The organism is Haloplanus sp. CK5-1 (assembly GCF_037201915.1).
Lineage (GTDB): Archaea > Halobacteriota > Halobacteria > Halobacteriales > Haloferacaceae > Haloplanus > Haloplanus salilacus.
Genome location: NZ_CP147505.1, coordinates 1,866,779 through 1,887,405 on the forward strand (window position 1 = coordinate 1,866,779; position 20,627 = coordinate 1,887,405).

A 20,627-nucleotide genomic window follows, 5' to 3' on the forward strand; every position below is an offset into this window, starting at 1 on the left:
CTTTTGTTGTCCCGCCCACTATCAAGCGGTATGTACGTCCGGGATGCCAAGAACCGAGACGAGGTCTGGTTGCTCGACAACATCGAGGAGATGGCCCTGGACGACGCCGCCTTCCGATCTCGGGACTACGTCATCGCGGTCGACGAAGGATCGAACGACCGCGCGGGGTTCGGCCGTATCCGCGTCCACAAGGTCGACGGCGGCGAGGTGTGTGAACTCACGGGCATCGGCGTCCTGCCCGCGTGGCGGGGCCAGGGCGTCGGCGCACACGTCGTCGAGCGACTGGTCGAGACGGCCGCCGACGAGGGTTTCGAGACGGTCTACTCGATCACCGATCAGCCGTCGTATCTCGCCCGCTTCGGGTTCGAACCGGTCGAGTCGAGCGCGCTACCGCCGAAGCTCCGCGACCGCCTGCACGAGAAACGCGAGACGATACAACCCGACGCCGTCGCGACGAGTCTCGACACCGGCGGCTTCTCGATGCCCGCCCGCCTCCGCGAGGCGTTCAAGAGCGCCGCCCCGCACGACCCCACCGACGACGACGCCGTCGAGGACGCCGAGGACTTCGGGATCGACCCCGACAGTGCCACCTACAAGTACGACACCGGCTAAGTCCGGTCGTCGAGGAAGTCGGTGCTGAACGCGAGCCACGCGAGCACCGTCGAGAAGAGGATGGGCGGCAGGATCGCGAAGGCCCAGAGGGGTTCGATGCCCCAGAAGAGCAACAGGAGTACGTCGGCGAGGCCGAGCATCAGGAACGGCGTCACCGCGAGGAGGGCACGGCGACGGTTCGGGGTCGACTCCTCCCCCTGCGAGAGTGACATAGTCGGACTCTGCGTTCGACGGGCAAAAACACCTCGGGTGTCCGGCGGCGCCACCCCCTCCAGATATATATCCGTCTCGACCGTAGCGTCGGCCGTGACCGACGAACTCGTCGACCGCGCCAGAGAGACGCTCGACTCGGCGTACGTCCCCTACTCGGACTATCCGGTCGGGGCGGCGCTTCGAACCGCCGACGGAACGGTGTTTACGGGCTGTAACGTCGAGAACGCGAACTACAGCAACAGCCTCCACGCCGAGGAGGTGGCGCTCGGTCGGGCGGTCACCGCCGGCCACCGCGAGTTCGACGCGCTGGCAGTCGCCTCCGGCGCGCGCGACGGCGTCACGCCCTGTGGGATGTGCCGCCAGTCGCTCGCGGAGTTCTGCCACGACGACCTCCCGATCCTCTGTGACGAGGGCGACGGGGACGTGGCCGAGTACACCCTCGGCGAGTTGCTCCCCGCGACCATCAGTGCCGACACGCTCGACGCGGCCGACCGATCCGGGGAGTCCTGATCGGTCACACGCCTCGGACCCCGGCGCTATTTCACCGCCGTCACCGTACCCACGGCCATGGGTGACGACATCGATCGACAGTATCACATCGAGGCGGCGTCGGGCGAGGTGGCGGAGACGGTGTTGCTCCCCGGCGACCCGGACCGCGTGGACGTGGTGACCGACCGCTGGGACGAGGCGACGACCGTCGCCGACCACCGCGAGTACCGGACGGTCACCGGCCGGTACGAGGGTGCCCCGCTGTCGGTGACCTCGACCGGCATCGGAAGCCCGTCGGCGGCCATCGCCGTCGAGGAGTTGGCCCGGATCGGCGCGGAGACGTTCGTCCGCGTCGGCTCGTGTGGCGCCATCGACCCCGACGTCGACGTGGGTGATCTGGTCATCACGACCGGCGCGGTCAGGGGCGAGGGGACGAGCGACGAGTACGTCCGCGGGGACTACCCCGCCGTCGCCGACCACGCGGTGGTGTCGGCGCTCGTCGCCGCGGCCGAACGCCTCGGCTACACCTACCACTGTGGCCTGACGATGAGCACCGACAGTTTCTACGCCGGGCAAGCCCGCCCCGGGTTCGAGGGGTTCGAGGCCGCCGGGAGCGCGTCCCTACTCGACGACCTGCGCGAGGTGGACGTGACGAACGTCGAGATGGAGGCGAGCGCCGTCCTGACGCTCGCGAACGTCTACGGGCTCCGCGCCGGCGCGGTGTGTACCGTCTTCGCCAACCGCTCGACCGGCGAGTTCCGCACCGAGGGCGAGGCCCGCGCCGCCGAGGTCGGGAGTCTGGCGGCCGCGCTCCTCAACGAGATGGACGCCCGTCGGGACGACGCCGGGGCGGGCGCGTGGCACGCCGACCTCTCGATCGAGTGAGGAGTGTCAGCACCGATCGTCGACGAACGACCGTCTGCTGGCGGTTTCAACACCCCTATACCTGCCCGCGGCGGAGTGGGCGTATGACCGCTCAGGTCGTCGTTCTGGGTGCCGGGTACGCTGGTGCCGGTGCCGTCTCACGCTTCGAAGAGATGAACGACGGTGACGCCGAGTTGACCTGGATCTCCGAGCACGACTACCACCTCGTCCTCCACGAGACCCACCGTGTCATTCGCGACACGAGCGTCGCCTCCAAGGTCGCCATCCCCGTCGACGAGATCAAGTCCACCGCGACGACGTTCCGACAGGACCGCGTCACGGGCATCGACGTCGACGACCGGCAGGTCCACTGCCGTGACGGTGACCCCGTCGACTACGACTACTTGCTCGTCGCACTGGGGAGTCGGACCGCCTTCTACGGGATCGAGGGGCTCCGCGAACACAGCCACACGCTCAAGGGACTCGAGGACGCCCGCGAGATCCACGACGACGTGGCTGCCGCGGCGGCCGACGCCACCCGATCGGATCCCGCACAGGTCGTCGTCGGCGGGGCCGGTCTCTCGGGTATCCAGTCCGCGGGCGAGATTGCGGCCTATCGCGACGAACACCGCACGCCGATCGACGTGACACTCGTCGAGGGCCTCGACGAGGTGCTCCCCGGTCGAGACCCCGAGTTCCAGGGCGCACTCAGGAAGCGACTCGAGGCCGCCGACGTCGACATCATGTGTGGCGAGTTCATCTCGAAAGTCGACGACGAGACGATCTACGTCGGCGGCGGCGAGGAGGAAGACCCGACCGAACTCGACTACGACGTACTCCTCTGGACCGGTGGCATCACCGGTCAGGACGAACTCGACGAGGCCGCGGTCGACAAAGACGAGCGGAGCAACCGACTGTACGCCGACCGCGACTTCCGGACGAGCGACGACCGGGTGTTCGCCATCGGCGACACGGCGATGATCGATCAGGGACCGGAGGAGTTCGCGCCGCCGACGGCACAGGCCGCGTGGCAGGCCGCCGACGTAGCCGGGGAGAACCTCGCCCGTGCCGTTCGTGGCGAGGAACTCGCGACGTGGCGGTACGACGACAAGGGGACGCTCGTCTCGGTCGGCGACGAGGCGGTCGCCCACGGCGTCGACGTCCTCCCGATCGACACGTTCGGCGGTATCGGCGCGGAGACGCTGAAGAAGATCGTGGCGACACGCTGGATCGCGGACGTCTCCTCGATCGGTCGAGCGATCGACGCCTGGTCCGATATGTAGCGGCGGTGGCGGCCGGTATCGAGACCGGCCTCCCTCAGTTCAGTGGTTCGGCTCTTCTGCGGGCGCTCGCATGTCGTCGATGCGGAGGATGAGGATGTTGTCGGTGTCGTCCTTCCCGTCGACCGTCCCGTCGATGACCAGTTTCGAGAGCGGTGTGGGGCCCACGCGTACTTTGTCGCCCTCGTGGAACTCGCGGACCGACCCCTGGACGTGGATCTCGGCACGACACAGGTCGGGATGGTGGACCGACGAGAGGTCGATCTCGCCGACGTTCGCCGTGTCGACCGGTTCGCCGTCGTGGAACAACGGGACTGCGGCGGGTTCGTCCATCTGGTCCACGTCGAGGGCCTCGTACGCGTTCGCTGTCGGTTTGTACCCTCCTTTCGGTCCCGGTACGCCCTCGACGAGTTGGAGGGCCTTCAGACTCTGCATCTGGTTGCGGATCGTCCCCGGGTTCCGGTCGACCTCGTCGGCGATGTCTTCGCCCTTGACCGCGTCCTCGGTTTCGCGGTGGAGGTTGATGAGGGCCGTGAGGATAGTCTTCTGACTCGACGTCAGTTCGATTGATGACATACCCCGGAGTTGCACGCTCGTGATATTAAATTCGGGGGATGTCCGGAACGACTCCCGATTTCGGGACTCGTGTCGGGGATCGGTCGATGCGGGTGTAAGTGCGTCGAACGCCGGCGACACCGACTGCACGGCGGCCTCGGCCTTTTGACCCCGCCATTCGAAAGGAGGCCGTGGAGCCAGTTCGCATCGTCGGCGTCCCGACCGACTACGGCGCGAGTCGCCGCGGGGTCGATATGGGACCCTCGGCCATCCGGTACGCCGGCCTCGCGGCCGAACTCGAGTCGCTTGGACACGACGTCCGCGACGTCGGCGACCTGCCGGCCCCGCGGACCGAGGAGGCGGCGCGGGCCGACCCCGGCCGGTCCGACGCGAAGTATCTCGACGCTATCTCGTCGGTGTGTGGCCGATTGGCAAACGAGGTAGCGGGGGCCGCAAACGTAGGCGAGACGCCTCTCGTCCTCGGTGGCGACCACTCGCTCGCCATCGGTACGCTCGCCGGAGCGAGCCGCGGCGCCGACCTCGGGGTCGTGTGGTTCGACGCACACGGCGACTTCAACACCCCGGGGACGACGCCGAGTGGCAACGTCCACGGCATGTCGCTGGCGGCGGCGCTCGGGCGCGGCGAGTTCGAAACCTCGCCCTGGGCGCGGTCGGACGGCCTCGACGGGGAGAACGTCGCACTGGTCGGCGTCCGCGACTTGGACTCCGAGGAGCGCCGAACCCTCCGGGAGAGCGACGTGACCGTCTTCACCATCTCCGAAATCGACGACCGCGGCATCACGGCCGTCGTCGACGACGCCCTCGGCGTGGCGTCGTCCGGCACCGACGGCGTCCACGTCAGCCTCGACCTGGACTGGCTCGACCCTACGGAGGCACCGGGTGTCGGGACGCCGGTCAGAGGGGACGTCACCTACCGCGAAGCACACGCCGCGCTGGAACGGGTGGCCGACGTCGACCTCCGGTCGCTCGAACTCGTCGAGGTAAACCCCATCCTCGACGACCACAACCGGACTGCGGAACTCGCCGTCGAACTCGCCGCGAGCGCGCTCGGCAAGCGGATCCTCTGAGTCGAGGTCGCTACTCGTCGCCGTCCTCACCCTCGACCCGGCCCGCGGGCAGTACCGCCACCGAGGCCACCGAGTCGTCGCCGTCGAGGTCCATCACGATGACGCCCATCGTGTTGCGGCCGACGGTCGAGACGTCCTCGACCGGCGTCCGGAGGATCTGTCCGGACTCGCTCATGACGACGAGGTGATCGCCCGGGCCGACGGCGTCGATGGCACACGCCGGGCCGTTGCGGTCGACCGTCTTGATGTCGATCAGTCCCTTGCCGTAGCGGGACTGCTGGGTGTAGGCGTCGACCGGCGACCGCTTGCCGTAGCCGTGGTCGGTCACCGAGAGCACCCAGTCGTGGTCGTCGGAATCGACGGCGGCTACCCCGACGACGTGGTCGTCGCCCTCGAGTTTGATGCCGCCGACGCCGCGGGCGTTCCGGCCCATCGATCTGACCTCCGACTCCGCAAACCGGATACTCATGCCGTCGGCGGTGGCGACGATCAGGTCGTGGTCACCGTCGGTCAGTTCCACGTCGACGAGGGCGTCGCCGTCCTCCAAACTGATCGCTCGGATGCCGGTCGAGAGGATGTTGCCGAACTCCTCGACGCTAGTCCGTTTCACCCGTCCCTTCTTCGTCGCCATCGTGAGGTAGCGCCCGTCGCCGTCGTCCAAGTCGTCGCAGTCGACGACGGCCTCGATCTCCTCGCCGTCGTCCAGGTCGAGGAGGTTCACTGCCGACTTGCCGCGGGCGGTTCGGCTCATCTCCGGCACCCGGTAGGTCTTGAGTTTGTACACCTGTCCGTGGTTGGTGAAACAGAGCAGGTAGTCGTGGGTGTTCGCGAGGAAGACCGAGGAGATCCGATCGCCCTCCTTGAGGTCGGCGCCGATTATCCCCTTCCCGCCCCGATTCTGGACGCGGAACGCCGACAGCGACATCCGCTTGATGTAGTCGTCCTCGCTGACGACGACGAGGGTGTCCTCCTGGGGGATGAGATCCTCGTCGGTCACTTCGCCGTCGTCCTCGACGACCCGGGTGCGGCGCTCGTCGGCGTAGTCGGCCTCGATCTCCCGGAGTTCGTCCTCGATGACGCCCAGCAGTTCGGACTCCTCGTTCAGGATCTCCTCCAACCGGTCGATCCGCGCTTGGACCTCCTCGTACTCCTCCTCGATCGCGGCCGTCTCCATCGAGGTGAGGCTGCCGAGTTGCATCGCGACGATGTGGTCGACCTGGTCCGCCGAGAAGTCAAAGGCTGCACGGAGGGCCGCCTTCGCGCCGTCGCGGTCCTCCGCGTCCTGGATGAGTTCGACCACCTCGTCGGCGTTCTCCAAGGCCGTGAGCCGTCCTTCGAGGATGTGTGCGCGGTCCTCGGCCTCCGCGAGGTCGTACTCGCTGCGCCGGCGGACGACCTCCCGGCGGTGGTCCAGGTAGACCTTCAGTGTCTCCTTCAGGTCGAGCACGCGGGGTTGGCCGTCGACCAACGCGAGGTTGATGACGCCGAAGGTGGTTTCGAGGTGCGATTCGAGCAACTGGTTCTCGACCACGTCCGGGTTCGCCCCCCGCTTGAGTTCGATCACGATGCGGATTCCGTCGCGGTCGGACTCGTCGCGTAAGTCGCGCACGCCGTCGAGTTTCCCCTCGTTCACGTCGTCCGCGATGCGTTCGATGAGGCGAGCCTTGTTCGCCTGGTAGGGGAGTTCCGTGACGACGATTCGGTCCTCGCTCGTCTCCATCTCGGCGCGGACCCTGAGTCGCCCGCGTCCAGTCTTGTACGCCTTGTGGATGGCGTTGCGGCCGACGATGTTCGCGCCGGTCGGGAAGTCGGGCGCGACGACGTGATCCATCAGGTCCTCGACGGTGCAATCCGGATTCCGAATGAGGTGGATCGTCGCGTCGATCACCTCGCCGAGGTTGTGCGGCGGCACGTTCGTCGACATGCCGACCGCGATGCCCGAGGAGCCGTTGACGAGGAGGTTGGGGAACGCCGCCGGCAACACGTCGGGTTCCTGCTTGCGGCCGTCGTAGTTCGTCGAGAAGTCGACGGTCTCTTTCTCGATGTCGGCCAGGAGTTCCTCGGCGATGGGCGACATCCGCGCCTCGGTGTAGCGCATGGCCGCGGGCGGGTCGCCGTCGACGGAGCCGAAGTTCCCCTGGCCGTCGACCAGGGGGGCACGCATCGAGAAGCCTTGTGCCATCCGCGCCAGCGCGTCGTAGATGGCGGAGTCGCCGTGTGGGTGGAAGTCACCCATCGTCTCGCCGACGACGGAGGAGGACTTCCGGTGGGAGGCACGGGCGGTGACGCCCGCCTCGTGCATGGCGTAGAGGATGCGCCGGTGGACGGGTTTGAGGCCGTCGCGGGCGTCGGGGAGCGCCCGCCCCGCGATGACCGACATCGCGTAGTCGATGTAGGACTGCTCCATCTCCTGTTCGATACGGGCGGTCTCGACGCTCGCGGCCGGGACGTCCTGTTCGTAGTCGGGTGTGTCGGAGCTCATATATCCACCCACTCGGCGTCGCCGGCGTGTTCCTTGATGAACTGTTTCCGGGGCCCGACCGCGTCGCCCATCAGGATCGAGAACATCCGATCGGCGGCCGCGGCGTCCTCGACGGTGATGCGTTTTAAGATCCGGTTCTCGGGGTTCATCGTCGTCTCCCAGAGTTGGTCGGGGTTCATCTCGCCCAGTCCCTTGAACCGCTGGACTTGATCGGGGTTGCCGTCACACGTCTCCGCGACGATGCGGTCGCGTTCGGCCTCGCTCATCGCGTCGTACGTCTCGCCGCGGTAGCGGACGCGGTAGAGCGGCGGCTGGGCGGCGTAGACGTACCCCCGCTCCAGCAACGGCTTCATGTGCCGGTAGAGGAGGGTGAGCAGGAGGGTGCGGATGTGTGCGCCGTCCACGTCGGCGTCGGTCATCAGGATGATCCGGTGGTAGCGGGCGTCGTCGATGTCGAACTCCTCGCCGATGCCCGTCCCGATGGCCGTGATGAGCGCACGGATCTCGTCGTTCTCGAGGATGCGATCCAGGCGGTGTTTCTCGACGTTGAGGATCTTCCCCTTCAGCGGGAGGATGGCCTGGAACTTCCGGTCACGACCCTGCTTCGCGCTCCCGCCCGCGCTGTCGCCCTCCACGACGAACAGTTCGGACTCGGTCGGATCCTTCGACTGGCAGTCCGCGAGTTTGCCCGGCAGCGCCGTCGACTCCAGAGCGCTCTTGCGCCTGGTGAGTTCCTCCGCCTTCTTCGCGGCCTGTCGGGCCTTCGCGGCCTCGACGGCCTTGCCGACGATGGCCCGCGCGGTGCTCGGGTGCTCTTCGAAGAACGTCCCGAGTTGCTGGTGGACCGCACTCTCGACGATACCGCGAACCTCGCTGTTGCCGAGTTTGGTCTTGGTCTGTCCCTCGAACTGTGGGTCGGGGTGTTTCACCGAGATGACGGCCGTCAGCCCCTCGCGGACGTCTTCTCCCTTGAGGGTGCCGTCCAAGTCGCCGAGCAAGCCCTCGTCGGTGGCGTAGTCGTTGACCACCCGGGTGAGCGCCGTCTTGAACCCCGTGAGGTGGGTCCCCCCCTCACGGGTGTTGATGTTGTTGGCGAAGGCGTGGATCGATCCCTGGAGTTCGTCGGCGGCCTGCATCGCCACCTCGACCGTGATGTTCTGGTCGGCGTCGTCGAAGTAGATGACGTCGTCGTGGAGGGCGGTCTTGGTCTCGTTGAGGTACTCGACGAACTCCCGGATGCCGCCCTCGTAGCGGAAGGAAACGGTCTCGTCGTCGCGTTCGTCGTCGAGACCGATCTCGACCCCGGAGTTGAGGAAGGCGAGTTCGCGAAGCCGCGTCGACAGCGTGTCGAAGTCGAAGTCGGTGTGTTCGAAGATGTCGGTGTCGGGCCAGAACCGGACGGTCGTCCCCGTCCCCTCGTCGGGGTCGAGATCGCGGATCCGCTCGAAGGCGTCGGCGACGGGTTCGCCCGCCTCGAAGCGGTGTCGCCAGACCGCGCCGTCGCGCTTGATCGTCACTACCAGTTCCGAGGAGAGGGCGTTGACGACGCTGACGCCGACGCCGTGGAGTCCACCGGAGACCTGATAGGACTTGTTGTCGAACTTCCCGCCCGCGTGGAGGATCGTCATGATGACCTCCACGGCCGGCCGGTCGTACTCCTCGTGGATGTCGACCGGGATACCGCGCCCGTTGTCGCTCACGCTCACCGACTCGTCGTCGTGGACGGTCACCTCGATAGCGTCACAGTAGCCCGCGAGCGCCTCGTCGATGGCGTTGTCGACGACCTCGTAGACGAGATGGTGTAATCCCCGGTCGTCGGTCGATCCGATGTACATCGCCGGACGCTTCCGGACCGCCTGGAGTCCCTCCAGTACCTGTATCTGCCCGGCTCCGTACTCTTGTTCGTCGGCCATAGAATCTACCAACTGTAGACGGGCCTCGTTCTTAAACTCTCGCACGCGTGCGCGCGACGCAAGGACGTGTTTTCGGAACCGAAAAATCCCCTCGCAGTACGGCAACCGAAATTTGTGATTTTCCCCAGTAGCGTCCCGGGGCGCCCCGAATCCGACCGATCGCGTGCTCGGTGTGTGCTCGCGCGCACGGCGGGGCTTCACTTTCACCACGCTGGCGGTGGCCTTTTAAACGTCGTCCCGGTATGCCTCCACGGATGACATCGTTCCAGTCGACGCTCGGCGAGGAGGGAGACATCGCCGAGGAGCTGGCCGAGAACCAGCGGGCCATCTCCATCGCCGAGTTCTTCGAGAAGAACAAACACATGCTCGGGTTCGACTCCGGGGCCAGAGGGCTGGTGACCGCCGTCAAGGAAGCGGTGGACAACGCCCTCGACGCCACGGAGGAGGCCGGTATCGCACCCGACATCTACGTCGAAATCGCCGAAGCCGGCGACTACTACCGGCTCGTCGTCGAGGACAACGGGCCGGGCATCACGAAAGAGCAGGTCCCTCGCGTGTTCGGGAAACTGCTGTACGGCTCGCGGTTTCACGCCCGTGAGCAGTCGCTAACCCCGGATCAACGGATACTCGTCCGTCGTGACGGCGACGTGGAGTTCGTTCCCATCGGCGTGCTATGCGACGCGTACCTCCCACACGACGAGGCGGCGACCGCTCGGATCCCCGATGACATCGAAGCGCCCTCTTTCGACCGCGAAACGCACGAAATGACGTGGGAGCCGGTGACCCACGCGATCCGACACGAGACCGAGGAGCGAACCTACGAGATCACGACCGAAAAGGGACGATCGGTGGAGGTAACGGGGAATCACAGCGTCTTCGGCGTCACCAAAGACGGTGAGACGACGGAACTGAAAGCCGGTGAACTCGAAGTGGGGGACGCAATTCTGACGCCACGTCAGCTCCCCTCGCCGGTCGGGACGGTCAAGTCGGTCAATCTCCTCGAACACATCACGTCCGATCAACTCGACGGTCGGCACGTCTACGTCTATGGTTTCGACGAGGAGACTCTCGCCGAGATTCGAACCGGCGAACGGGTTCGAAAGAAGCCGTCTCCCGACAGTACTCGGAAACGGTACTACTATCGGTACGACGGCGTCGACATCCTCCGCGACAGTCTGGAGAACAACTACATCGAGAAGGGGTATCTACCGGCCGAGACGGTACTCGAACTCGGCTGGGAGGAGAAGGCAACGGACTGCGAGTTCAAGACGTATCAGGTTGGAGGAGAGGAGACGACCGTGCCGGTCACGCTCCCGGTCGACGGCTCCCTCGTCGACATGCTCGCCTACTACATCTCGGAGGGCCACGCCGAAACTCGCCAAGTCGGATTCACGTTCGGCACCCACGAGACCGAACTGATCGAATCGGCCGAGCGCGCAGTCGCGGGAATCGCCGGATCGACGACGACCGTCGAGCGCGAACGAAACTCGACGCGTGTGAAGGCCTTCGGCTCGCCGCTGGCGATGTTCCTCGAATCCGTCTGTGGCGACGCCGCGACGAACAAGCGCGTTCCAGGGTTCGTCTTCGAGGTGGAGCCGGCGTACCAGCGGCGGTTCGTGGCTGCCCTGTATCAGGGCGACGGCTCGGACAGTCACCCCAGCAACGAACTCTCTCACACCACGACGAGCGAGACGCTCGCGCGACAACTCTCCGTCCTCTGGAACATGCTGGGCGTCTTAGCGAGTACGGAGATCCACGAGAACCCGGACGGCTACGCCGACGATCCCTCGACGGTCTACCGGACCAAAGTGTACGGCGAGGACGCGAGTCTCACCGACGTGTTCGAGACGACGACGCCGGGTGAACAGGGATACAAACGGCTCCCAGTCTCCTTACTCGACGACGTCCGCGTGGACGACGTGACACGGGAGACGGTTCCGGACACCGTCCCGGGACTGTTGATGGGTGCCGGTATCGGGTCAGGGGTCGATCACGCGGCGGAGTACCGGTCGCTGATTGAGGCCGCCCTCGACGGCGAACGCGTCGACGCGCCGCGATACGCCCACAACCTCCGGCAGAAGGGTCTGCTCGACGACGAGGGTCGCCCGACCGAGCGGCTGGACGAACTCTGGGAGACGGTGACGGGCCTCCACGGGCTCACGGAGACGGACATGTGTCTGCTCCCAGTGCAGTCAGTCGAAGAGACCGAGTCACCCGACTACGTCTACGATATCTCCGTCCCGGGTGCGACCGGGCACGACGAAAACTTCGTCGTCGCCAACGAAGGGGCGTTGAGCGTGAAAAACAGCCGCGGCCAGCAGGGGATTGGAATTTCCGCGGCCGTCCTCTACTCTCAGCTCACCTCCGGCAAGCCCGCCAAGATCACCAGTCGGACCCAGGGGAGTGCCGACGCCCAGTACTTCGAACTCGTCGTCGACACCGACGACAACGAACCGGAGATCAGAAGCGAGGAGACGACGTCGTGGGATCGCCCCCACGGTACCCGGATCGAACTGGAGATGGAGGCGAACATGCGGGCACGCAGCCAACTCCTAGACTACATCAAACACACGGCGGTCGTCAACCCACACGCGCGCGTCGAACTGCGCGAACCCGGCCTCGACGAACCCCTGAAGTTCGAACGCGGCACCGACCAGTTGCCCGCCGAGACGGAGGAGATCCGTCCCCACCCCCACGGTGTCGAACTCGGAACCCTCCTGAAGATGCTGGAGGCCACGGAGTCGTACTCCGTCTCGGGCTTCTTACAGAGCGAGTTCACCCGCGTCGGCAACAAGACGGCGACGAAGGTGTGTGACCGGTTCCGGGACCACCACTACGGTCGTGAGATGGCGTGGGCGACGCCGACACCGACCGACGACGCCGACATCGAGGACGCGGTGGTCGACGCCGTCGCCAACAAGAGCGCCGAGGCGACCGACTGGTTCGCCGCCCGCGTCGCCGAGACGGTCGGCGACCGGGAGCGGGTCGCCCACTCGGACGTCGTCGAACTCGTCGGGAACCTCGCCGACGCCGCCGAGGAGGAGTTCGACCAGACGTTCGGCTCCACGGTCAGGGAGAACGCTGTCGACGCGGCGTGGGCCGAACTCACCCGCGCGGACCTGCTCGTGACCTCGCTGTACGAGCGGATCGACGCCGCGACCAGCACCCGGAAGGACGACGCGACCAAGCGGGGGTTGGCCGAGCGCCTCGCCGACAAGTTCGCCGAGGCCGACGACCACCGACACCGAGCGACCCGGGACGGCCTCGCGGACTACGTCGACCGCTCGGCCGACCGAGTCGAGGAGGCGGCCGACGCCACCGTCGGCGACACCGCCCGCGAGAACGTCGTCGAGGCCTGCTGGTCGGTCATGCGGACCGTCCCCGACGACCTCCCGAAGGTGTCGGCGGCGGCCGACGACCGCGACACCGCCTCCGAACTGCTGGAGGCGATGCGCGAGACGGACATCCTCGCACCGCCGACGGACTGTCTCTCGCCCATCACGGCCGACCTCGTCGAGGCGGGGTTGCGAAAGGAGTTCGACGCCGACTTCTACGCCGCGGCGACCCGCGACGCCGAGGTCCACGGCGGCGACCCCTTCATCGTCGAGGCCGGCATCGCCTACGGCGGCGAGATGGAGAGCGAGGGATCGGTCGACGTAATGCGCTTTGCCAACCGCGTCCCGCTGGTCTACCAGCGGGGGGCGTGTGCCGTCACCGACGTGGTGAAAGGGATCGGCTGGCGCAACTACGGGCTGGATCAGCCGGGCGGGAGCGGCCTCCCCTCCGGCCCCGCCGTGGTGATGGTCCACCTCGCGTCGACGAACGTCCCCTTCACCAGCGAGTCGAAAGACGCGGTGGCGAACGTCCCCGAGATCGAAGACGAGATCGAACTCGCCATCCGCGAGGCGGCCCGGGAGTTGAAGTCCTACCTCAACCGCCGACAGTCCCTGGAGAAACGCCGGCGCAAGCAGGACGTCCTCGGTCGGATCCTCCCCGAGATGGCCGACAAACTCTCCGCGGTCACCGGGCGCGAGCGGCCGAACATCGACGTGGCCTTGGGGCGGATCATGAACAACGTCCTCGTCGAGCGGTCCGTCGAGGACGGCACGGTGACGCTGTCGGTCCGGAACCACTCCGAGCGAAAGGAGTCCCTCGACGTGACCGACATCGTCACCGCGGAGCCGACGGCCGTGAACGACGGCGCGTCGGTCGTCGACATAGACGACGAGTGGTTCGTGCAGTGGTCCCCGTCGGTGTCGGCGGGCGAGACGGCGACGCTCACCTACGAGGTGAGCGACGAGGCGACCTTCGACGTCGACGTCGAGGGCGTCGAGAGCGAGAAACTCACGGTGGACACATGAGCTCACAGGAGGAGGCCAGACGGCAGTTGATCGACCTCGCGGCGGAGTTTTACGACCAGTTCGACCGCGGGGAGGTGCCCGAGATGACCCTCCCCACGCGGACCAAGAGCAACATCGAGTACGACGAGGAGAGCGGCGTCTGGGTGTACGGCGACCGCACGTCGACGCGGTCGGCCAACTCCGTTCGAGGGGCTCGAAAGCTCCTGAAGGCGACCTACACCATCGAGTTCCTCGCCCGCCAACTGGAGGAGGGTCGCTCCTCAACGCTGCGGGAACTCTACTACCTCTCGGAGTCGTGGGACTCCGACGAGGCCGCGTTCTCGGACCAGGACGAGTCCAACCAGTTGATCGAGGACCTCGAAATCGTCTCGGACGTGACCCGCGAGGACTTCCACATGCGTCCCGAGGAGTCGGGGGCGACGCTGATGGGTCCCTTGGAACTGCGCGAGCAGACCCGGCGTGGCGAACGTGAGATCCACTGCCAGAAGGACGTCGGCGAGGGCGGCTACCAGATCCCGAACAACCCCGACACCATCGACTTCCTCGACCACGACGTCGAGTTCATCCTCTGTGTCGAGACCGGCGGCATGCGGGACCGCCTCGTCGAGAACGGGTTCGACACCGACCACGACGCCCTGATCGTCCACCTGAAGGGTCAGCCCGCCCGGGCGACACGCCGGATCACCAAACGCCTCCACGACGAACTCGGCCTGCCCGTGGTGGTGTTCACCGACGGCGACCCGTGGTCGTACCGGATCTACGGCTCCGTCGCCTACGGGTCGATCAAGAGCGCTCACCTCTCGGAGTATCTCGCCACCCCCGAGGCCGAGTTCGTCGGGATCCAGCCCGAGGACATCGTCGAGTACGACCTCCCGACCGATCCGCTCGCGGATTCGGACGTCAACGCCCTCGAATCGGAACTCGACGACCCACGGTTCATGACCGACTACTGGGAGGAGCAGATCGAACTCCAACTCGACATCGGGAAGAAGGCCGAACAGCAGGCGCTCGCCTCGCGGGGCCTGGACTTCGTCACCGACGAGTACCTCCCCGAGCGGTTGGGCGAGATGGGCGTCATCTGACGGGTCGGCCACACGAGCGGTAGTCGTCCGGCCTGTCGTCGGCGGACCGACCGCCGTTGGGCGCGCTATCCGGTCGTCCAGGCGAAGACGTCCCGCTGGTGGTCGAGGAGGGTTCCGAGATGGTCGCTCTCGGAGGTGACGACGGAGCCGCCGGTCCCGCGGAGGAACTTCCGGACGGGTCGGATCGGGGCGTTCCCGTCCCGCGTCCCGTGCCACGCACGAACCGGGACGTTCGACGGGGGCCCGTCGAACGGGTCCTCGGCCAACAGCCGCGTCTCGCGGACGAACGCCCGTGCTCCCTGCCGGAATCCCTCGTGAAAGTCCTCCGAGACGGCCCTCCGAACGTCTCCCGCCACGGATTCGTCCGTGAACTGCCGAACGACTGCGTCCGGTCCACGCACGCCGGCGAGCGTCACCGCCAGCCGCGACAGGAATCGGAGCAACAGCGGGGCTCGAGACAGCGTCGCGAACCCGTTCTCCACCGGCGGGATCACGCTACTGATCAGACCGATCCGCGTCGTCCGGTCGTCCGTCGCCGCCGCGAGGGCGAACGGCCCGCCACCGGAGTAGCCGACGAGTGCGGTTCGTTCGATCCCCTCGTGGTCCAGTAACTGGTGGAGGTCGGCTCGCCAGTCGCCCCACGACCACCCGCGTGGCGGTGGGGTCGACGTCCCGTATCCGGGCCGTTCGGGCACGACGAGATGAACCCCTTCGACCGCGGCGGTGTCGGAACACACCGCTGCGAACGACCGCGAACCCGGGGTTCCGTGACAGACGACGACCGGCGCACCCTCCGGGTCGCCGGCGGTCGCGTACGTGAGCGTTCGGCCGTCGGCGAGTGGACACTCCTTCGTGGACGAGCCGGGGTGCTGGTGTCTCATGGCGTGTCGGTGGTGTCACGAAACGGTCGTCACCGACTCACAAGTACGCTTCGATGGGGAGCGATTCGCTCGCCGTGGCTCACATCGCCACCGCTGGACACGCTCCCCGGTCGACGCAGCGCGATGTCTGTCACTCCCCGGTCAGTCGATCGACCCGCGACAGCGAGTCGGCTTCCTCGGGCGACTTGTCCTCCCGGACGGCGACGAAGCGGGGAAAGCGGAGCGCGTAGCCCGACTCGTAGGTCGGCGAGGATTGGATCTCTTCGTACCCGACTTCGAACACCACCTCGGGATCGATCACCACGTCGGCCCCCTCTTCCTCGTTGATCAGCGGCTCGAACCGCTCGGTCAACGCGGCGAGTCGCTCGTCGGTGATCCCCGTCGCAACCTTGCCGATGCTGGCGAACTCCCCGTCCCCGTCGTCGATCCGGGCAGACAGCAGGAACGTCCCGAGGTGGTTCGCCCGCCGCCCCTCGCCCCACTCGGCCCCCGTCACCACGAGGTCCAGCGTCTCGACGTCGGGCTTGCGCTTCAGCCAGTTTCGCCCCCGCTTGCCCGGCGTGTACGCCGATTCGGGGTTCTTGAGCATGATACCCTCGTGGCCGGCGTCGAGGGCGGCGGCCTCGCGGCCGGCGATCGTCTCGACCTCGTCGGTGAGGGTGAGCGGCGAGACGCCCGTGCCGAGGATCGACGTGAGTCGGTCGCGGCGGTCCAGCAACGGGTCGTCCAGAAGGTCCGTCCCGTCGGCGTGGAGGCAGTCGAAGGCCCGGAGTTCGACCGCGACCTCCTCGCGCATCCGTTCGACGTCGTGTTTCCGCCGGAAGCGGCGGAGCACCTCTTGGAAGGGGCGGGGATCGCCGTCGTCGTCGACGGCGACTACCTCGCCGTCGAGGATGGCCGGCACGTCCACCTCGCGGTCGACGAACTCGACCACCTCGGGGAGCGCGGCGGTGACGGACTCCATGTTCCGCGAAAAGACGGCCGTCTCCCTCTCCGGATCGTGGTGGACCTGCACCCGCGCGCCGTCGAACTTGGTCTCGACGGCGACGCTCCCCCACGATCCGACGGCGTCGGCGGCGGTCCCCGTCTGGGCCAGCATCGCCCGCACCGGCCGGCCGACGGTCAGGGTCACGTCCTCGAGTCCGGTCGGTCCCTCTTCGCGGGCGCGGACCGCGACCGCGCCGTAGTCGTTGGTCACCTGCAGCGCTCGCTCGACGGTCTCGACCGGTACGTCGAACGCCTCGGCGATAGCGTCGCGGACGGTACCCTCGCCGACCCCGATGCGCATCTCGTCGAGGACGATCCGGGCCAAGTAGCGCGCGGAGACGGGGTCGGCCCGGGTGAACAGACCGAAGAGTTCCTCGACCTTGCGGTCGTGGCTCCCCGCGCCGTCGGCGGCGGCCAGCGCTCGGAGGCGGTCGTCCACCTCGGCGACGGTCAGAGGGTCGATCCCGCCGTCGCCGAAGGCGGCCAGGCCGCGCTGTCCGCCGAGGTCCAGTGACTCGGCGACGGCACCGATCTCCCCCGCGTCGGCCAGTCGGTCGGCCACGTCGTCGGCGGTGACGTTCGGGCCGGCGGCGCGGGCGAGCGCCTCGTGACAGAGGCTCGGCCCCACGTCGAGGGTCGTCGACTCCCAGGCGGGGACGACCCGCCCGAGGGACAGGCGGACGACGACCGGGAGATCCGACCCGGCGTCGGCGAACAGTCCCGCGACGAGCGACGTGATCTCGAGGTCGGCCGTCTCTGCCTCGACGGCCGCGACGCGGTCGGCGAACTCCGAGAACTCCATGCCGGACGGGTCGGCCCCGCCGATCCTGAGCCTATCGGTTGGCGACGCCGACACGTCGAACGTGGGGCCGGGACGGTGTTGTTCGGAGGTAGGGAGCGGGAGTGGGGACCGCTCCGGCGGTCAGTCCTCGGTCTCGGTGAGCATTCCGAGGCTACGCACCCGCTGTACGAACGTCTCGACCGACGCGGGGACTTCGTTGTCCGGCATCGCGTCCGTCGTCTCGATCCGTTCGAACGCGGCGGAGATGCCCTCGGTCGTCGACTCGATCGTCGCGACCGCTTCCGGATGCTCCTCTCGCCACTCGGCGATCTCGTCCTTGTCGAGGACGCAGTTCACGTTCGCGACGCCGTCGTCACCGACCCGTTCGCCGAGCGCCCGGAGGGCGGGGACGAGCGTCCCGTACTGGGCGACGACGTCGCCGAAGGTCTCGACGACGTCGGCGCGGTCACCGTCGACGGTGATACCCTCGATGTCGAGCATCCGATCGAAATCCTCGACGAGGGCCGCCTCGTCGGGAGGCTCCTCCGGAACCTCGACGACCAGAACGCCCGTCCCGTCGTCATCGGTGTCCTCGCGAATGCGCAACAGGTCGCGGAGCCGATCGAGCATGGTCAGGCCCTGTCGGTGGCGCGTCATAAACGTACTGCCGTCGTGGAGCTGGCTCCGTTTTCCCGAGTCATCGGATTGAAGACGATGTGTGGTGCAGGGGAGGGTATGAACGGCGAGTTGGCGGCGCGCGTCCGGGACGTCCTCGACGTGAGCGTCTCCGAGTTCGACGCGCAGGCACGGGCCGACGCCGAGGTGGTCAAGTCCGAACTCAGGGACGGCACCTTCGACAACCACCGGTCGATCATCGGTCTGGAGTACGAGTTCTACGCCGTCGCCGACGGCCGGTGGCGGCGCGAGACCGGCGACGACGACGGCGCGGAACTCGTCCGCGTCCCCCGTCGCCTCCTCGAACTCATCCGCTTCGAGAAGGAACTCGGCCTCCACAACGCCGAGTTGACGACCAGTCCGCAACCGCTGAACGCCGAGGGACTCCGGGCACAGGCCGCGGGCGTCCGTTCCCACCTCGAATCGGCGCTCCAGACGACCCGCATCGAGGGGATGCGCCTCGTCAGCGACGGCCTCTGGACGGTCCCGCCGTCGGGCGAGACGGCGCGTGGCTACCTCACCGACAGCATCTCCGATGGGGGGATCCGAATCGCCACCAACATGACCGACGCCGTGCGGTACCACGCCATGGCCAACGGGACGAACGCACCGAGGCCGTTCGTCCTCGACGCGCCACACGTCAGCCTCGAGGCCGACACCGTGATGCCCGAGAGCCTCATCACCTCGATCCAGCCCCACTATCAAGTGCCACACGCCTCCGACCTCCCCACCTACCACAACTACGCGCTGCGGATCGCCGGCCCGCTACTGGCGCTCGCGGTCAATTCGCCCTTTTTTCCGCCGGATCTCTACGACGAGAACGCCGACCCGGCGGCCGTCGTCGACGACGCGTGGGCCGAGAACCGCATCTTCGTCTTCGAGTCGGTGCTCAACGACGACGAGTCCGCGAAGGTGCGGTTCCCCGACGACCTCGGCACTGTCGAGGAGGCGGTCGACCGCGTCGCCAACGATCCGACCGTCGTGCCGATGCCCGTCGACCGTGGCGACCGCTTCGACGACAAGTTCGCCACCCTTAGGCGCAAGCACGGCACCTTCTGGCGGTGGGTGCGCCCGGTGTTCGACGGGGCTACCCGCTCCTCGGCGAACGCCCGCATCGAGTTCCGTCCCATCGCCGCCCAGCCGACCGTCCGTGACTCGATGGCTTTCATGGCGACGTTCGCCGGGCTGATGGAGAGCCTCCCGCGCCACGAACACCCGGTCATCGGGCAGGAGTGGTCGGTCGCGAAGGAGAACTTCTACACCGCGGCTCGCCGCGGTCTCGAGGGCGAACAGCGCTGGATCACCAACGACGGACAGGAGACGACCGACGAGGAACGGCTCTACGACGACCTGCTCTCCCACGCAGTCGAGGGGCTCCGGAGCGCCGGGTGTACGACCGAGGCGGCCGAGTCCTACGTCGCGCCGCTTCGCGCACGCGTCGAGTCGGGGGTCACACCCGCCGGCTGGAAGCGGTCGCGGGTCCACAGTCGAATCGAAGCCGGGGACTCCCTGTCCGTGGCGATTCCAGCGATGCAGCGGGCGTACGTCGACGAGCAGACCAATACGCTACTCGACGGTGCGTTCACCGACTGGTGGTGACGGTTTACAGAAGCGCGTCGAAGTCCTTGTGTTTCGTGATGTCGACGCCGTCGTCGGTGACCACGGCCACGTTGATGCCGTTGCCGGAGGCCAGGTCACGCTCGACGGCGCTCTGGATGGCGTGGGCCGCGACCGAGCGGGCCTCGTCGACGGAGAGGTCCGACTCGTACTCCTGTTCGAGGACACCGAGCGCGTACTGACTCCCGGAGCCCGAGACGGCGTACTCCTCTTCCATCATGCCGCCGAGTGGGTCGAGGCTGTAGACGTGTGTGCCGTCCTCGTCGACGCCACCCAGGAGCGGCGAGACGATGAAGAAGCCACCCGAGCGCAGGAAGTTGCTCGTGAGCGTCGACAGCGCTTCCATGCTCATGTCTTTCCCACGGCGGGTCTCGTAGAGACTGGTTTCCGACCGGAGCGCGCGGATGAGCGACTGGGCGGCCGACACCGACCCCGCGATGGTGAGGGCGGCGTTGGGATGGATCTGTTCGACCTTCTGGACGTCCTTGCTGGAGACCATCCGGCCGGCGCTTGCCCGCATGTCCGTCGCCATCACGACGCCCTCTTCGGTCGCGAGACCGACGGTCGTCGTTCCGGTCTTCATCTCCTCGTCCTCCGCGGCGGCGAGGCGCTCGTCCCTGTCGGTGAACTCGCCGATCTCCGGACCGAACACCTGTTGCTCGTTGCCGTCGAGGTGGTCCTGCGTCCGCGAAAAGTCCTGATTCGTGGGGGTACGCATCACCCGTTCTTGTAGAGGCGCGCTGATAA

Annotated in this window: 16 protein-coding genes and 1 pseudogene; 9 read left to right on the forward strand and 8 right to left on the reverse strand. The window is 67.2% G+C overall.

Annotation, left to right across the window (positions count from 1 at the left end):
- Positions 1-30: 30 nt before the first annotated feature.
- Positions 31-612: a GNAT family N-acetyltransferase gene (locus tag NBT81_RS09895; protein WP_338738049.1), complete on the forward strand. Its 582-nt coding sequence runs from the start codon at positions 31-33 to the stop codon at positions 610-612.
- Here NBT81_RS09895 and NBT81_RS09900 read toward each other — a convergent pair.
- Complete coding sequence (locus NBT81_RS09900) at positions 609-824, reverse strand: hypothetical protein (protein ID WP_338738051.1); 216 nt, start codon at positions 822-824, stop codon at positions 609-611. The two genes, NBT81_RS09895 and NBT81_RS09900, sit on opposite strands and share 4 nt — an antisense overlap.
- A 94-nt stretch (positions 825-918) precedes the next feature.
- On the opposite strand from NBT81_RS09900, the gene cdd reads away from it, so the two are divergent.
- From cdd to NBT81_RS09915, 3 genes are all read left to right on the forward strand, one after another.
- Positions 919-1,335 (forward strand): cytidine deaminase, encoded by a 417-nt coding sequence (gene cdd / locus NBT81_RS09905; RefSeq protein ID WP_338738053.1) that lies wholly within the window; start codon positions 919-921, stop codon positions 1,333-1,335.
- A gap of 57 nt (positions 1,336-1,392) precedes the next feature.
- Positions 1,393-2,199, forward strand: a complete 807-nt coding sequence (locus tag NBT81_RS09910; RefSeq protein ID WP_338738055.1) for a nucleoside phosphorylase — start codon at positions 1,393-1,395, stop codon at positions 2,197-2,199.
- Positions 2,200-2,282: 83 nt separating this feature from the next.
- Complete coding sequence (locus NBT81_RS09915) at positions 2,283-3,461, forward strand: NAD(P)/FAD-dependent oxidoreductase (RefSeq protein ID WP_338738057.1); 1,179 nt, start codon at positions 2,283-2,285, stop codon at positions 3,459-3,461.
- A gap of 39 nt (positions 3,462-3,500) precedes the next feature.
- Here NBT81_RS09915 and NBT81_RS09920 read toward each other — a convergent pair whose 3' ends face one another.
- Entirely contained in the window at positions 3,501-4,034 is a 534-nt protein-coding gene (locus tag NBT81_RS09920; protein ID WP_338738059.1) for an Rrf2 family transcriptional regulator, read from the reverse strand.
- Positions 4,035-4,204: 170 nt separating this feature from the next.
- On the opposite strand from NBT81_RS09920, the gene rocF reads away from it, so the two are divergent.
- Positions 4,205-5,101, forward strand: a complete 897-nt coding sequence (rocF, locus tag NBT81_RS09925) for an arginase (protein ID WP_338738061.1) — start codon at positions 4,205-4,207, stop codon at positions 5,099-5,101.
- Positions 5,102-5,111: 10 nt separating this feature from the next.
- On the opposite strand, the gene gyrA is transcribed toward rocF, so the two are convergent.
- Together gyrA and gyrB are read right to left on the reverse strand one after the other, a co-directional pair.
- Entirely contained in the window at positions 5,112-7,583 is a 2,472-nt protein-coding gene (gyrA, locus tag NBT81_RS09930; RefSeq protein ID WP_338738063.1) for a DNA gyrase subunit A, read from the reverse strand.
- Positions 7,580-9,496 (reverse strand): DNA topoisomerase (ATP-hydrolyzing) subunit B, encoded by a 1,917-nt coding sequence (gyrB, locus tag NBT81_RS09935; RefSeq protein WP_338738065.1) that lies wholly within the window; start codon positions 9,494-9,496, stop codon positions 7,580-7,582. Before gyrB ends, gyrA begins: the two co-directional genes overlap by 4 nt.
- 362 nt (positions 9,497-9,858) lie before the next feature.
- On the opposite strand from gyrB, the pseudogene NBT81_RS17335 reads away from it, so the two are divergent.
- The 3 genes and pseudogenes from NBT81_RS17335 to NBT81_RS09945 all read left to right on the forward strand — a co-directional run.
- Positions 9,859-10,053 (forward strand): annotated as a pseudogene (locus NBT81_RS17335) (ATP-binding protein); the annotation flags it as partial.
- On the forward strand, positions 10,051-13,857 hold the full coding sequence (locus NBT81_RS09940) for a DNA topoisomerase VI subunit B (protein WP_425498784.1): 3,807 nt from the start codon (positions 10,051-10,053) through the stop codon (positions 13,855-13,857). The pseudogene NBT81_RS17335 and the gene NBT81_RS09940, both read left to right, overlap by 3 nt.
- Positions 13,854-14,939, forward strand: coding sequence for a DNA topoisomerase IV subunit A (locus tag NBT81_RS09945; RefSeq protein WP_338738069.1), 1,086 nt, complete (start codon positions 13,854-13,856; stop codon positions 14,937-14,939). The genes NBT81_RS09940 and NBT81_RS09945 overlap by 4 nt, the downstream gene beginning before the upstream one ends.
- 65 nt (positions 14,940-15,004) lie before the next feature.
- On the opposite strand, the gene NBT81_RS09950 is transcribed toward NBT81_RS09945, so the two are convergent.
- The 3 genes from NBT81_RS09950 to NBT81_RS09960 form a co-directional block, all read right to left on the reverse strand.
- Positions 15,005-15,820, reverse strand: a complete 816-nt coding sequence (locus NBT81_RS09950) for an alpha/beta hydrolase (RefSeq protein ID WP_338738071.1) — start codon at positions 15,818-15,820, stop codon at positions 15,005-15,007.
- 130 nt (positions 15,821-15,950) lie between these two features.
- Positions 15,951-17,609, reverse strand: a complete 1,659-nt coding sequence (gene ligA, locus NBT81_RS09955) for an ATP-dependent DNA ligase LigA (RefSeq protein WP_338738073.1) — start codon at positions 17,607-17,609, stop codon at positions 15,951-15,953.
- A gap of 120 nt (positions 17,610-17,729) precedes the next feature.
- On the reverse strand, positions 17,730-18,218 hold the full coding sequence (locus NBT81_RS09960; protein WP_338738075.1) for a hypothetical protein: 489 nt from the start codon (positions 18,216-18,218) through the stop codon (positions 17,730-17,732).
- 105 nt (positions 18,219-18,323) lie between these two features.
- Here NBT81_RS09960 and NBT81_RS09965 point away from each other — a divergent pair, with 105 nt between their 5' ends.
- Positions 18,324-19,862, forward strand: a complete 1,539-nt coding sequence (locus tag NBT81_RS09965; protein ID WP_338738077.1) for a hypothetical protein — start codon at positions 18,324-18,326, stop codon at positions 19,860-19,862.
- A 4-nt stretch (positions 19,863-19,866) separates the two neighbouring features.
- On the opposite strand, the gene psmB is transcribed toward NBT81_RS09965, so the two are convergent.
- Complete coding sequence (gene psmB, locus NBT81_RS09970) at positions 19,867-20,598, reverse strand: archaeal proteasome endopeptidase complex subunit beta (RefSeq protein WP_338738079.1); 732 nt, start codon at positions 20,596-20,598, stop codon at positions 19,867-19,869.
- Between the last annotated feature and the right edge of the window lie 29 nt (positions 20,599-20,627).

What these genes read in the sequence shown, in the direction of transcription:
- NBT81_RS09965 (WP_338738077.1), top strand. Translation starts at nt 18,324, where the DNA reads ATGAACGGCGAGTTGGCGGCGCGCGTCCGGGACGTCCTCGACGTGAGC.
- NBT81_RS09915 (WP_338738057.1), top strand. Translation starts at nt 2,283, where the DNA reads ATGACCGCTCAGGTCGTCGTTCTGGGTGCCGGGTACGCTGGTGCCGGT.
- gyrA (WP_338738063.1), bottom strand. Translation starts at nt 7,583, where the DNA reads ATGAGCTCCGACACACCCGACTACGAACAGGACGTCCCGGCCGCGAGC.
- ligA (WP_338738073.1), bottom strand. Translation starts at nt 17,609, where the DNA reads ATGGAGTTCTCGGAGTTCGCCGACCGCGTCGCGGCCGTCGAGGCAGAG.
- gyrB (WP_338738065.1), bottom strand. Translation starts at nt 9,496, where the DNA reads ATGGCCGACGAACAAGAGTACGGAGCCGGGCAGATACAGGTACTGGAG.
- psmB (WP_338738079.1), bottom strand. Translation starts at nt 20,598, where the DNA reads ATGCGTACCCCCACGAATCAGGACTTTTCGCGGACGCAGGACCACCTC.
- NBT81_RS09900 (WP_338738051.1), bottom strand. Translation starts at nt 824, where the DNA reads ATGTCACTCTCGCAGGGGGAGGAGTCGACCCCGAACCGTCGCCGTGCC.
- NBT81_RS09920 (WP_338738059.1), bottom strand. Translation starts at nt 4,034, where the DNA reads ATGTCATCAATCGAACTGACGTCGAGTCAGAAGACTATCCTCACGGCC.
- NBT81_RS09960 (WP_338738075.1), bottom strand. Translation starts at nt 18,218, where the DNA reads ATGCTCGATCGGCTCCGCGACCTGTTGCGCATTCGCGAGGACACCGAT.
- NBT81_RS09945 (WP_338738069.1), top strand. Translation starts at nt 13,854, where the DNA reads ATGAGCTCACAGGAGGAGGCCAGACGGCAGTTGATCGACCTCGCGGCG.
- NBT81_RS09910 (WP_338738055.1), top strand. Translation starts at nt 1,393, where the DNA reads ATGGGTGACGACATCGATCGACAGTATCACATCGAGGCGGCGTCGGGC.
- NBT81_RS09895 (WP_338738049.1), top strand. Translation starts at nt 31, where the DNA reads ATGTACGTCCGGGATGCCAAGAACCGAGACGAGGTCTGGTTGCTCGAC.
- NBT81_RS09950 (WP_338738071.1), bottom strand. Translation starts at nt 15,820, where the DNA reads ATGAGACACCAGCACCCCGGCTCGTCCACGAAGGAGTGTCCACTCGCC.